General features: G+C 68.3%; 10 protein-coding genes and 1 riboswitch. All 10 genes read right to left on the reverse strand.

Annotation, left to right across the window (positions count from 1 at the left end):
* Positions 1 to 400: 400 nt before the first annotated feature.
* Positions 401 to 1,552 (reverse strand): acetyltransferase domain-containing protein, encoded by a 1,152-nt coding sequence (locus ABIC70_RS07730; RefSeq protein ID WP_043755194.1) that lies wholly within the window; start codon positions 1,550 to 1,552, stop codon positions 401 to 403.
* Positions 1,553 to 1,811: 259 nt separating this feature from the next.
* On the reverse strand, positions 1,812 to 3,299 hold the full coding sequence (locus ABIC70_RS07735; protein ID WP_354439347.1) for a DUF3526 domain-containing protein: 1,488 nt from the start codon (positions 3,297 to 3,299) through the stop codon (positions 1,812 to 1,814).
* Positions 3,296 to 4,690, reverse strand: coding sequence for a DUF3526 domain-containing protein (locus ABIC70_RS07740; RefSeq protein ID WP_354439348.1), 1,395 nt, complete (start codon positions 4,688 to 4,690; stop codon positions 3,296 to 3,298). Before ABIC70_RS07740 ends, ABIC70_RS07735 begins: the two co-directional genes overlap by 4 nt.
* Positions 4,687 to 5,412, reverse strand: a complete 726-nt coding sequence (locus ABIC70_RS07745; protein WP_354439350.1) for an ABC transporter ATP-binding protein — start codon at positions 5,410 to 5,412, stop codon at positions 4,687 to 4,689. Before ABIC70_RS07745 ends, ABIC70_RS07740 begins: the two co-directional genes overlap by 4 nt.
* On the reverse strand, positions 5,412 to 7,499 hold the full coding sequence (locus ABIC70_RS07750; protein ID WP_354439351.1) for a TonB-dependent siderophore receptor: 2,088 nt from the start codon (positions 7,497 to 7,499) through the stop codon (positions 5,412 to 5,414). Before ABIC70_RS07750 ends, ABIC70_RS07745 begins: the two co-directional genes overlap by 1 nt.
* Positions 7,500 to 7,735: 236 nt before the next feature.
* Positions 7,736 to 7,942, reverse strand: a riboswitch (cobalamin riboswitch).
* A gap of 566 nt (positions 7,943 to 8,508) precedes the next feature.
* Positions 8,509 to 8,709: a hypothetical protein gene (locus tag ABIC70_RS07755; RefSeq protein WP_182592529.1), complete on the reverse strand. Its 201-nt coding sequence runs from the start codon at positions 8,707 to 8,709 to the stop codon at positions 8,509 to 8,511.
* Between the two features lie 332 nt (positions 8,710 to 9,041).
* Positions 9,042 to 10,091: a patatin-like phospholipase family protein gene (locus ABIC70_RS07760; protein ID WP_274925993.1), complete on the reverse strand. Its 1,050-nt coding sequence runs from the start codon at positions 10,089 to 10,091 to the stop codon at positions 9,042 to 9,044.
* A gap of 94 nt (positions 10,092 to 10,185) precedes the next feature.
* Positions 10,186 to 12,300 carry an alkyl/aryl-sulfatase gene (locus ABIC70_RS07765; protein WP_354439353.1) on the reverse strand — a complete coding sequence of 705 codons (2,115 nt, stop codon included), beginning with the start codon at positions 12,298 to 12,300 and terminating at the stop codon, positions 10,186 to 10,188.
* Between the two features lie 89 nt (positions 12,301 to 12,389).
* A complete protein-coding gene (locus ABIC70_RS07770) occupies positions 12,390 to 12,617 on the reverse strand; it encodes a hypothetical protein (protein WP_354439354.1) in 228 nt (75 codons plus the stop codon).
* A gap of 97 nt (positions 12,618 to 12,714) precedes the next feature.
* A complete protein-coding gene (locus ABIC70_RS07775) occupies positions 12,715 to 13,326 on the reverse strand; it encodes an HdeD family acid-resistance protein (protein WP_043350331.1) in 612 nt (203 codons plus the stop codon).
* Positions 13,327 to 13,627: the final 301 nt, after the last annotated feature.

Here is a 13,627-nt window from a genome sequence, read left to right on the forward strand (position 1 = left end):
CACAAGACACCGCGCAGCTTCGGCCGGATTCTTGTCTTAAGAACATTCCTCAATTGAATAACGGATCGCGTTCGATCCGCGAAGTCGGGCGTGGTTAAGGCTGACCTTGCCCCGCTGGCAGCCGGGGCAGCATCCGCCACGGCCCGCGTCGATGGTTCACCTCGGTCTCGACCAAGGCGATCCCCATCTCGGCGAGGCGCTCGGTGTCGCGGTGGCCCACGTCTTGCGACCCTCGGCCGGACTGGCAGACGCGGCCGCCGCCGGATCGCGACCCGCGGTGCAGACCCTGCGCCGTCGGACGATGCCGTCAAGCCCCTCCCCCGCATCTGTTGGGTTATCCGTCACCAATGGGACGTCCGTTGTCCCGCTCTCTGCTCTAACTGGGGCGATCTTCGTGCTCTCAGAGATAGCTCAAAGCCGGCCATCTCCCGGATCGTTTCAGCCGTACCATCGAACGGCAGGCCACCCAGAGGGGAATGCTGACAGCGGCGGCGATGAGCCAGAGCGCCGCCGGTGAGCCAGCCTCGACCCGTCCTGAAGCCCCAACCAGACCGACCGTCGCGGCTCCATCATACAGGAGACGCAGGAGCGCAAGGTGGAGCAGGTAGAAGAACAGCGGCGCGCCGCCGAAGACGCACAGCCAGCCGACGAGCCGCGCCGGAACCACCTCGAACAGCGTCAGCAGGCAGAGGCCCAGCCCGAGCGTCAGCAGCAGGAAATCGGCGGACGGCGGGTACTTGGTCAGATTGACGAAGGACAGCGCGGTGGCGAGGGGCGTGCGGCCGGGCTGCCACGGCACCGGTTCGCCGTAACCGTTGAGCGCGCGCAGGACGAGGAAGGCGACGAGGGCGGCCGCCCCGAGCCCGGCGAGCCAGGCGCGACGGCGCGTTTCGTTGACCGCTCCCGTGAAAAGCGGCCCGAGCGCGTAGCCTGCCGCGATCACGCCGATCCAGGGCAGGAGCGGGTACGAAGTCCGGGCCACGCCGCCCCAGGGCAACGCGATCATCCCGCGCTGGTGCAGGATGGACCAGAGCACGTAGCCCGGCTCGCCCACTTGAAGCACAAGCCCGTCGAGCAGGTTATGACCGAGCATGAGCGCCAGGGCTCCGGTCACGAGGAGAACCCGCGGCAGCCAGAGCAACGCGGCCAGTGCCACCATGCACAGGCCGATCACCCAGATCACCTGCAGATAAAGGATCGGCGGCCAGAAGCTGCCGGCCCAGGCGACATTGACGAGCGTCACTTCCAGCAGGATCAGGAGCAGCCCGCGCTTGAGCAGGAAGGCGGCGGTCGCTCGCGGACCGTGCTTCTGCCCATAGAGGCTGGCCGAAAGGCCGGTGAGCAGGATGAAGAGCGGCGCGCAGAGGTGCGAGGACGCCCGCGTCAGGAACAGGTCCGGCGGCGTCGCGGCGAGATCCATGGGGTCTCGGACCTGCGCATGAAGGTAGAAGAACTCCCGCACGTGGTCGACGAGCATCAGGAGCATCACCAGCCCGCGCAAGGCGTCGATCGAGAGGATGCGCGGCGGGCGCTTCACGTCCGTGGTCGTCACGACTGGTCCTCAAGACGGCAAAGCAGATTTGGGCGCGCGGCCGGGGTCCAGACGGTGCCCCCGCGGAGCATGCAGAAGCCGCGACGGCTCAATCCGCCGGCAAAGCCCACCGGGGTGTACGGCCGCTCGCGCACGAGAGCCGCCAGTCGCCGCTTCGACGCGTGCCTGGACCGTTGCGCGCGAAGCGACGCGGCTCGACGTTCTGCATCGCCGGGCCGCGTCTCAAAATCCGGGCGGGCAGCCGACGTCGCGACAGCGCTCATACGGACCATATCGCGAAGCGGCGGAAGGCCAGCCCGGCCAGAGCCAATGCCACGCCCCACAGGGTGAGCGCACTGAGCGCGGCCTGCCATCGCGCTGCGTCTGCCGCTATCACAGTCGGAAATCGCGGCACGGCATCGTAGGCGTCGAAATCGAGGCGCGCCGGGCAGCCTGCGCAGACGGCCGCCGGCCGCACCTCCTGCGCCAGGATGCGCGGTTCGAAGAAGGCGCGCAGGCTCCGGCGGTACTCGGAGGCTGCAGCGAGAAAGGCGGCGTGGCGGGCGGCGTCGGTGCCCGCCGCCGTGTCGAGCGCGAGGGCGAGCGTCGTCGCCGCAGACAGAAGAGCCAGGCGTGCGCTCCAGGCCGCGGCGCCCTCGGCGCGGGCCTGCATCCCTGCGCGGTAGGGGGCGAGCGTCGTCTCGTAGAACGCATCCCGGGCCAGCCGCTTGATTTGCGGCGTCTCGCGCAAGTCGGGTCGGTCCGTGGTGCCGGGCAACCGCGCCGTCAGCCATGCGGCCGTGACTTTCGCCGCCTCGTCGCCCCGGTAGAAGGCATCCTGAACTTGGCGGCTGGCGTCGATGGCGGCGATCCGCGAGGGGGGCGGCGCCAGTTTGTCCACCGCGAGACCGAGGAGGGCCGGCAGGACAACGGTCACGCAGGCCCAGGTCAGCACGAGGATCGTCAGCGACGCCACAGCCCCGCGCCATAGGCTGGCGGCGAGGGCACAGGCGGCGACCCAGAGTACGACATAGGCGCAGAGCGCGGCGGCCAAGAGGGCGACGGTCGTGGCCCAGCCCGGAGGGAGGTCCAGCCATCCCGCCAGCGCCAGGGCCAACGCCGTCCCCCCGATCACGGCGGCGACGAGGATGAGCGCTGCCGCGCCGAACTTCGCGCCCGCGACGATCCGGGGGTGTACGGGCTGGGCCGCGATGAGGCGGAGGATCCCGGCATCCTGCTCGGCGGCGAGGCGCGTTCCCGCGATGGCGATCACCGCCAGGGGAACGAGGTAGATGAGGACGAAGGCGAGGTCGAAGGGCCCAAGATTCAGCGCGGCGGCGGATCCCAGTTCGTAGGCCGTGTCCTCGAATACGGAGCTGAAGCCGAAGCTCGTCTTCATGACGGCGGGCTGGATCTCGCTCTGCCCCGCAGAGAGCACGGCCAGGGGCGTCGGCGGCTTCACGGCGTAGGCGGCGAGGAAGTAGTGCATGTAGCCGAAGGCGTGGGTCGGATCCTGCCAGTAATTGACCGTCATCGCACGCGGCACGGCGTAGCGGGCGGCGGCCTCCTTAGCGTCCCGGAGGGAGCGCGCGGCATCGTCCGAGGCTTGCGCGATCGCGGCCCGTTCGCCCGCCACACGCTGGGCACCGGTATGTCCCGCCAGGCAGAGGGCCGCCAGGAGCGCGGCGAGAATCGCCCAGGTCAGCCGCTCGCGCAGGATCAGGCGCAGTTCGGTCCTCAGCAGTGGGAGAAAGCGCGATTGGCTCACGGGGCCAGCCTGCGGATCAGGGGGAAGCTCCCGGCGGCGAGCAGCGCCAGCCACAGACCGAGCAGGAGGCCCGGGACCCGGATCTCGGCGAGGGACCGCGACAGCGGCAGGGGCGCAAAGGCAAAGGGCGGAATTGCGCGCCACAATTCCGGCCCCGCCAGCATGGCGCGCCCGTCGCGCTGTGGGTTGTCGCGGATCTCGGCATTCATGCGCTCCGAGATCGCCCGCCGGTAAGCCTCGGCAGACCAGACGAAATGGGCGTGCTGAACGAAATCGGTCCCCGCAAGGCCTTCCGACACACGCTGGAGGGCGACGCGCGGCGAGAGCAGGCCCGCCCAGCCGAACGCGGCATCCCGCGCCGCCAGGGCCGCGAAGAAGGCCCCGAGTTCCCGGTCGTAGACCGCGAAGGCATGGTGGTCGTTCTCCACCATCATGAGGCCACGCAGATCCACAGGGAGTTCCTGCGAATCGCTCACGCCGTAGCGGGCGAGCGTCGCCTGCGCTCGCGCATCGCTGGCTTCGGCGGATTTATGGGGACGCAGGTCCCCGTCGATCCGCAGCCGGGTCTCGCGATAGGACGGGGCGGGCGAGACCATCTCCATGCCTGCAGTCGCGAGCCGTGGCGCGACGAGGCACAGCGCGATCCAGATCGCGAGGGAGATCGTCAAGGCTCCTCGCGCCGTGCGGGCCAGCAGCGAGGCGATCATCGCGATGAGCAGGAAGACGGCACCGTAGAGGGCCTGCACCGCGACCCAGACGAGGAGGCGCGGCCAAGCCTGCCAACCCGCGGTGCCGAGGCTCGCGATGGCCACGCCGCCGAGCGTGAGGAGGGGCAGGCAGACCAGGACCGCAAGGACGAGGGTCAGTGCGGTGAAGCGGGCGGCAAAGAGTGGGCCGGGCGGCGCGCCGTTGCCGAGGGCGAGGCGCAGGGTACCGCGCTCGCGATCCGCCGCGAAGGCGGCAAAGCCGAGGAGAAGCGCCACCAGGGGAACGACGAGGCCGACGACATCGGAGACATCGGAGAGGCCGGCCCGGTCGAAGGGGCCGGCATCCTGCACGGCGCGGTAGACCGCATCGTTGAACAGGTGCGCCTCGATCCGCACCATCCGGCCCGTATAGGGCTCGGTGCCGGGATCGAGGATGGCGAGGGGCGACGACGGGCGAAACACCCACAGGCCGTAATGATCGGCGGAATGCGGGTTCTTGGCATCCTGCCCGAGCCAGCGGGCTCGCTCTGCGGCCGTAACCCGCGCGACCTCGGCACCGTAATCGCGGGCGGATTGCCAGGCGCCGAGGCCCGTGACCATCAGGAGCAGGACGAGCATGCCGCCGATCCAGCGGACGCGCGCGTCCCGCCACAGCAGCGCCAACTCCGCGCGGACGCGCCTCACGTGACCGCCCCCGACAGGCGCGCGATGTAGAGGCGTTCCAGATCGGTGTGCGCGTAGCGCCTCGGATCGATCTCCTCGGCGACGCGCCCGCCCGCCAGCACGCCGACCCGGTCGGCCATCTCGCGCACGCGGTAGAGGTCGTGGGTCGCCATCAGCACCGCCATGCCGCGCTCCGCCGCCGCCCGCACCGTCCCGGAGAAGGCCGCCGCCGCCGATGGGTCGAGGCCGGATGTCGGCTCGTCGAGCAGTAGCAGCCGGGTCTTTCGCGCGAGCGCGATGGCGATGCCGACCTTCTGGCGCATCCCCTTCGAATAGCCGGAGGCTGGCCGCGACCAGGCCTCGGGCGCCAGGCCGGCCGCCGCGAGATGCGTCTCGGCCTCCGCCCGATCGATCGCGAGACCGGCGAGGGTCGCGAAGTAACGGAGATTCTCCAATCCCGATTGCCCCGGATACAGGGCCACCTGCTCCGGGATGTAGGCGGTGCGCGCCCGGGCAGCGATGGGATCCGTTCCTGCATCGATCCCGCAGACCCGGACCTCCCCCGCATCGGCCTTCAGGAAGCCGAGGATGAGGTTGATCGTGGTGGTCTTTCCGGCACCGTTGGGACCGAGCAGGGCATAGACCTCACCCGCGCTCAGGGTGAGGTCGAGACCGCTGAGGGCGGTCCTGCCTCCGAACTGCTTGACGACGCGGCCGAGCGCCAACACCGACTCAACCGCCATCAGAACCGCACCGTCACGGAGCCCGTGATGCGACGGGGCGAGCCCGGATAGACGCGGAATACGTTCAGTGAACTCTCGTAGTAATCGGTGTCGAATATATTCTCGATGTTGAGCGCCACGCGGGCGTTCCCGAATTTGTAATAGGCCAGCGCATCGACCGCGATGAAGCCCGGCAGGGTGAAGCCGGACCCCGCCGCGTCGCCCGCCCGCTCGCCCACGCCGCGCACGCCGCCGCCGATCCCGAAGCCGCGCCACGCGCCTGCTGGCTCGTAGACCGCGAGCAGGCTGCCGGAGTGGCGGGGCACGTTGACCAGGGGGGCGCCGACCGGAAGGACGTTGTCCTTGGTAACGCGGGCATCGGCATAGACGTAGCCGGCCAGGAGCTTCAGTTCCGGCGTGATCTGTCCCTGGGCCGTCAGCTCGAAGCCCTGGCTGCGCACGGCGCCGGCCGCGAGGGAGAAGCCGGTATTCGCCGGGTCGGGCGTGAGCACGTTCTCCCGCTCCACGCGGAAGGCGGCGGCGGTGAGGAGCAAATTGCCGCCGAACAACTCGGACTTGGCGCCGACCTCGTAGCCGAGGCCGGTCTCGGGCGGCAGCGCCGTGCCGCGCGTGACGGCGGCGGCGTCGGTGCCGATATTCGGCCGGAAGCTCGTGCCGACATTGGTGTAGAAGGCGAGTTCCGGGATCGGCCGGTAGACGAGGCCCGCCCGGGGCGAGGCCGCGACCCGCGACTGGTCCACTTGGCTGCGCACCACGCGCTCGCGGAAGCTCTGCTCGAAGATGTCGAGCCGAAGGCCGATCAGCGCCCGCCATTCCGGGCTCAGGACGATCTCGTCCTGCGCGTAGAGGCCGGTATTGGTGATGCGCTCGATATTGTTGCGTGGGATGGTGATCGGCGGCAGCGCCTGTCCGTAGACCGGCGAATAGATGTCGAGGGCGAAGGGGCTCGTGCGGAAGTTCGAGCGCAGATAGACCGTCCGGCTGTCGGTGCTCTCCCGGTCCATGCCGAGGAGGAGCGTGTGGCCGATGCCGCCCGTATCGAACCGCCCGATCAGGTCGGCCTGACCGACCGCCACGTCCCAGCGATAGTCGCGCACGTTGCGGTCGCGAAAGACGGTGCGGTTGTTGGCGGCGATTCCGCGGATCTCCGCCGATTCCCCTTCCAGATCGCCGGTGTTGAAGTAAGCGGCGAGCCGCATCTGCCAGTTCTCATCGAAGCGATGATCGACGCGGACCTGCAGCGAATTGTTGTTCTGGTAGGTGCTCTGACCGGGCTCGCCGAGGAACCGCGAGAGCGGCAGGAAGCCGAGCTGGCGGTTGAGCGCGATCACGCCCCGGTCGAAGACGATGCGGTTCTTCACGAACTCGGTCTCGACCGTAACGCGTGTGTCCGGCGTGACCTGCCAACTCACCACTGGAGCCACGAGCAGCCGGTCGCTGTCCACGAAGTCGCGGAAGCTGCCGGCCCCCTGTGCGGCGAGATTGAAACGATAGAGGACCGTCCCGTCCGCGTTCAGGGCACCGCCGGCATCGATGGTGCCGCGGGTCAGACCGAACGAATCGACCTGATTGCCGAACTCGACGAACCGTTCGGCGGTGGGTTGCTTGGTGATGAGGTTGACGAGCCCGCCGGGATCGCTGCGTCCGAACAGGGCCGCCCCCGGTCCCTTGAGCACCTCGATGCGTTCGATGTTCTGCGCGTCGGGCGGAGGCGGGGTCCCGCGATTGAGGGGGAAACCGTTCTTGTAGATCTCCGAGGTCGTCACACCACGAATGGCGTAACTGAAGATCGAGAGACCCCCGAAATTGTTCTGCTGGGCGACGCCGGGCAGATAGTTGAACGCCCGGTCTACGCGGGTGGCGGCGAGGTCTGTGATCGTCTCCCGCGGCGCCACGGAGACGGCCACCGGCACGTCGATCTGCGGAGTGGCGGTGCGCGTGGCGCTGACGGCCGTGCCCGCTCCGTATCCCGGCGTCGGGCCGATCAGGCCGATGGTGCCGCGCCCGGAGGCCGTCGTGCGGCTGGCACCCTCCCCGACCTGCTCGACCGAGAGTTCCTCCAACGTCACGCTCTCCTGCGCCCGCACGTCCTCGATCGGGAGTCCGGCCGAGAGGACAGCGGCGAGCGCCAGCCGCCGACCGCGATGCGGAGTCCGCGGACGACGCGCTGATGGCGCTGAAAATCGCGCAGGCTCGCCGAGAGACGGACGTTCGGAGGTCGCCACCACACACTCGCTGTTGCCAGGTGGAGGCCACGGGGATACGGGCAGCGTCGCCCACGAGACGGCGACACCGCGCGCTCCGCCGGGGCACCCCGCCCGAGGGACGTCATCGTGCCGAAGGCAGGTCTCCTGGCTCACGGGTCAAAGCGCCCGCCGGACCTTCCCAGTGCAAGCACCAGTGGTCATCGGTGGCAGGCGCTCGCCGCTCACAGTTGCGGGGGCAGCTTCGGATTCGCTCCGAAAAGCGCACCGAATTCCCGTCTTAGCTCCGGGCCGGGACCCGGAGAACCTTGGCCGGACGATATTCGCCACCGGCGCGCATCCGGTCAACGGGCCTGACAAACTTTGTAACAGTGTTACGTTACGTGTGGCGCTATGGCCACAGCCTGATCCTTGATGGAACGCATGGCTCTCAAGTTGCCGTGATGGGCCGGTTTGGGCTCGGACGACGTGGGTCCGAACGAGATCGGCGGGCCGATGGCGGCTGGATATGCGCCATCCTGAACCGAACGGACGAGCGGTCATCGACGCCCTGTTTCATGCGCCGGTGGGCGCCGAGCGTCTCAGCTGATTGGAGATCCGATGGTCCGCTCTTGGCATCGTGTTGCTGATTGCCGAACGCGCGGCCCGACCTCATGACCCGGCATACGGTCCTTCGGTGACCCGCTCCATCTCAGGGCCGGCCTTGCCGTCCGGCCTTGGATCGCGGCATGCGTCATCGCCGTGGTCGCGGTGGCCCCGTGCCAAAACTTCTCGTTCGGCGCGAACCCGATACCCTGACAGGCTGGCTTTGCACCGGGCAGATGCTCTCGATCGGTTCGGTTCTAAGCCAGCCGGTCAAGTCAGTCATGCATTTGCGGTCGCTCGATCGCCCCTACATCTTCCGCTCGCGATGGATACGCTTCTTCTTCGGAAGTGCCTTGTGACGGCCGATGGTGACCCTGGCTTCCGACACCGTCGGTCCGGCCAGCGCCTTGCCCGGTGCGGGGCCAGCGGCCGTCGCGTCCGCGAACGTCGCGAAGGTCAACAGGGGTAAGGCGGCCAGCGCCGCGCGAAGAGCCCGGATCGTGTGCATAAGCGTTCACTCCTCTGTCTGTGGGCGCCGGGCCGTTTCCGGGGCCGGCCGGATGCGACGAGCGGTCTTCGGTGTGAAGGTGCTCCCCCGGAATCGGGCCGGTCCGACTGCGAAGTGCCGCGCCGATCATGCGCGTGAACCGGTGTGAAGAGGCTTGGGCAGAGGCCCATTTAGTCTGACAAAATATCGTCGATCTGCGACGCGCAAGACTGATAAATGGAACACATGCTGCATTTATACCAAATAAATATAAGTCATAAATCAATATAGGCGCCTTGATATTGATCAAGTTGAGCAAGCTCTGTCATGCGCGATGGGGCGTTCCGGCTGCGTCAGACGCCTTCGAGCAGTCGGTCGAGATCGAACGACGGACGCCGGCCCAGATCCGGCCCATGATCGGTCAGGAAGGTCGCGGCGCTCCGGCGTCCCTCGTCCCGAAGCATCGTCAGGAATGCCCATTCCGCGTTGAGCTTCGAGGACGAGCCCAGCTCGGCGACAACGTCGCTGGCGATGCGGTGCATGCGCATGGCCGCCCATCGGGCGCACTCGGAATTGTCCGTGGGCGCGACCTGCCGCAGCAAGGCCATCATCCGCAGTTCCTTGAGCAGGACCGCGTTGAAGGAGATCTCGTTGAGCCGGTTGAGGATCTCCCGGGCCGAGGTCGGCGCTTGTCTGCGCTCGACCGGATTGACCTGCACGATGATCGTATCGCGCGACTCGCATTCGCGGACCAGGGGGGTGATCGTCGGGTTTCCGGAATAGCCTCCATCCCAGTAGGAGGCACCGTCGATCCGCACCGCCTGGAACAGGGTCGGCAGGCATGCCGAGGCGAGGAGCACGTCGGCAGTGACCTCGGCGTTGCGGAACACCCGGCCCCGGCCCGTATGAACATCCGTCGCGGTGACGAAGAGCTTGATCCGGCTCCGTGCGATACGCTCGAAATCCAGCCGCGAGTCCAGGATCTGTCTGAGCGGGTTGAAGTCGTGCGGATTGAGGTCATACGGGGAGAAGACCCGCGCCATCAGGTCCGCGGCCAGATACAGAGGCGCGGAATCGAGCGTCCAGCGGCCCAGTATCACGTCGAGCGGGCTGCGCTGCAGCGGGCTGAACCGGGCCGCGCGCGAGACGGCGTCCCAGAAGGTCTGGAGTGCCGCGCGCGCACCGGTGGCCCCGTCCCGCTCGTAGCCGTCGATGAGGACGGCTGCGTTCATGGCACCGGCCGACGTCCCGGAAATGCCGTCGATGCTCAGCCAGGGCTCCTCGAGCAGGCGATCGAGGACCCCCCATGTGAAGGCGCCGTGCGCGCCGCCGCCCTGCAGGGCCAGATCGATCAGGACCGGATCCCGCCCCCGCCTGCCCGCCGTGATCGCCTCATCCGACATGGGACCGATACCCTCATCCCGTGAGCACCTCTTCCGTCGCCCTGCGGCCATCCCGGACCGCGACCGGCTGCGGAGCAAGAGCGGCGGTCGCCGGCTACTCGGCGACCGCCTCGCCGGAATCGGCCCGATACGGGTCGGACTGCACGCGATTGGTGGCGCCGCGCGCCTTGGTGCCGGGCAGGATCTCGAATCGCGGGTCGAACGTCACCATCGTGGCGGCCAGCCGGCTCAGGATGCCGGCGTCGCCCTCGACCTGCGCGGTCCCGTCGGCAATCTGCGCCTCCAGGGTCTTGGCGCCGATCATCGTCTGCTCGAGATCCGACCGGTTGATGGTCAGGGTGAGATCGGGCTTCTCGGCCTGGAACCCCGCGATGTTGGTCAGCGTCGCGTTTTCCAATTCGACGATGAACCGCTCGCCGTTGTCCGGCGTGATCAGGTTGATGGTGAAGCGCATCCCCTCCGCCTTGCGGCTGTCCATGCGGATGCCGAGAAAGTTCAGGAAGAGCTCGGTCGGCATCGCCCGCACCACGTCGGGGCTGCTCGAACTGGCCGTCGCGCCTTCCGGGATGCCGGAGCGTAGCTCGTAGGCGCCAGCCAGGAAGCAGTTGCGCAGGCCGGGATTCTCCTGCTGGTAGCCGATCTGCTCGAAGATGTCGGCGAGGAGGTCCTTGGCGGCCTGGTTCTGCGGCTCGGCCTGGACGAGCTTGTTCACGATCTCCTGGGCCAGCAGATACTGGCCCGCGTCGTGCAGCCGCTTTCCCCGGGCGAGGATCGTCTCCGCACCGCCCATCATGTCGACGTAGAGGGGGGCGCTCTCCGACGGGGCGAGCGGAATCAGCGTCGCCGGGTTGCAATCCCAGAATCCGAGATAGCGCTGGATCACGCCCCGGCTGTTGTGCTCCGGCGACCCGTGATAGCCGCGACAATGCCACGTCTGCTGTAGGCTCTGCGGCAGCGCGTAGACCTTGTGGATCTCGTTGATCGTCACGCCCTGGTTGGCGAGGTGGAGCACCTGATTGTTCATGTGGGCGTAGAGGTCGCGCTGCGCCCGCAGAACCGCCTGGATCCGCGCATTGCCCCAGCGGGGCCAGTGGTGGGAGGCGAACATTACCTCGGCCTCCCGGCCGAACCGGTACAGCGCCGCGTTGATGTATTTCGACCAGTTGAGCGGATCGCGCACCGGGGCGCCGCGCAGGGTGTAGATGTTGTGCAGGGACGCGATGACGTTCTCCGCCATCCAGAGCGCCTTCCGGTCCGGGATGTATGTGTTCATCTCCCGCGGCGCTTCCGTGTTCGGCGTATTCTGGAAGACCATCGGGATGCCGTCGACCTCGAAGGTCTCGATCGGCTTCTCCACGTAGCGCGTCGGGGCGATCAGGCCTGTGGTGCCGGCCGAGACGCGCTGTCCCAGGCCCTGCCCGACATAGCCGTGCGGCGCCGCCGGCAGGAGCAGCCCGTACTGGTAGAACAGCCGCCGGTTCATGGCGTTGCCGGCGTAGACGTTCTCCGCCACCGTATGGACGAGGAAATCGGCCGGCGCGATCACCGGCACGGCGCCGGACCGCACGTCTTCTTCCTTAAGGATCCCGCGCACGCCGCCCCAATGATCGCCATGCGTATGCGAGTAGATCACGGCCGAGATCGGCCGCCCCTCGCCCGCATGCGCCTGGAACAGCGCCCAGGCGGCGCGTGCGGTCTCCTGGCTGACGAGGGGGTCGAACACGATCCAACCCGTCCGCCCCCGCACGATGGTGAGGTCCGAGAGATCGAACCCCCGGACCTGATAGATGCCGGGGACGACCTCGTAGAGCCCGTAATTGTTGTTGAGACGCGAGATGCGCAGCAGAGACGGATGGATACTGTCGAATCCGTCCTGCTGCTCCAAGAACTGGAACTGCTGCATGTCCCAGGCGACGTGACCATCGTCGGCCCGGATGATCCCGTCGGCCATGGGGGCGATCAGCCCGCGCCGCTGCTCCTCGAAATCCGTGTCGTCCGCGAACGGCAGGCGCGTGCGGGCCTGCCGGAGCACGGCGCGGGTGAACGACGACGGCGGTTTGCCTTTCGGGTGGAAGTGCTCCGGACCGGCGGATGCAGCCGGGGATTCCCCGTCGTCCGCGGCACGCGCTTCCGCCAGGAGGCATCCGGCTGCGGAGAATGCGGCTCCGACAGCGGGAAGAGTCTTGATGAAGGCGCGGCGCGTCGACATCGGTCTGCTCCATCCCGGACGCGGTGGCTTGCCGTGGGACGACCGGGTCGCCGGGCGGCGGCGGCCGGATCCGGTCATCGGCGCACCAGTCAGCGCCAGGCGCAGACCCGTCGTCCGCGTCGCCACCAGCAGACCCTGCGGCGGCGCCGCCGCGGGACGACGACGACGGCCTGTGCTTTCTCGACGGGCGCGCCGCTCGGATCATCGAGGGGCTCGATTCTCAGGGGCGCGGCGTAGACGGCAGCCGGCACCATGAGCAGGCCCGCAGCCGCCAGGGCGGCGGACGAGAAACTGCCCAGCACGGCACGACGATGCATCGGTTCCATTGCCATCCTCCGGCTCGTGGTCTGATGTCCCTGGCTCTGCCACCCGATCCCGTCCGCGCCGACGGAGATCGGCGCTCACCCCAGCGGCTCAACGGGTCGCCGACCCGCTTCCGGGCGATGCGAGCGCCGGCGCGACCGGCGGCGGGCCGAAGAGGCCGATCCACGCCCATGACAATCCCGCGGCTATCAGGTCGCAGGACACGAAGAGGCCGATCGCCCACAGGCCCGAATAGGGCCATTGCGCAATGATGGCGGCGCCCAGGAGCATCGAGAGCAGGGCGAACAGGATCACCGTGGCGCGCGACAGCTGCGTCGTATGGACGATGGCCCAGAGCGCGCGCGCCACGCCGGAGGCGATCAGGGTGAGCCCGAGGACGAGCGTGAGGGCGAGCGACGCTTCGAGGGGGCGGAAGACGGCCCAAAGACCGCCGACGAGGTAGAGCAGGCCCGCGAAGAACCGAACGACGCGGGATCGCCACGCTTCGACCTCCGACGGCTTGGCGAGCGCCTCGGCGATCTCGGCGATCCCGGCCGCGATCAGGAGGACGCCGTACCAGAGCGTGCTGACGATCGTGAGGCTGACCACCATGAAGAGGCCCACGATGCCGAGGATCAGCAGCAGGCTGCCGACCGCGAGGAGCCATCCGCGGGCACGCCCCGCTCCGGTCTGCAGCGTTCCAAAGGTGACCGTTCCGCCCATACGACACCTCCCGTCGGACCCGTGGATGAGGAGGCTGTACCTACTCCGTCCGATCACTTCCGATTGAATCGCCCGTTCGATCGGAACGGCGTTGATTCAAATCAAAGGCGCGGGTCCCCGTTCTCGACGGCCCGGGCGTCGATCGACGGCTCGGCATGGCCTGCGCAGCACGGGAGAAACAGGCGGATCGACCGAGGCACCGCACCGAAGAGATCGGTGCCGGCGACCAGACCCGCGATGCGGGATTGATCTAGCTCAAATCGAGGCCCCTCCCTTCGCGGCAGGATGCGGTCCGGCCCTG

This window comes from Methylobacterium sp. 1973 (assembly GCF_040545035.1).
Lineage (GTDB): Bacteria > Pseudomonadota > Alphaproteobacteria > Rhizobiales > Beijerinckiaceae > Methylobacterium > Methylobacterium fujisawaense.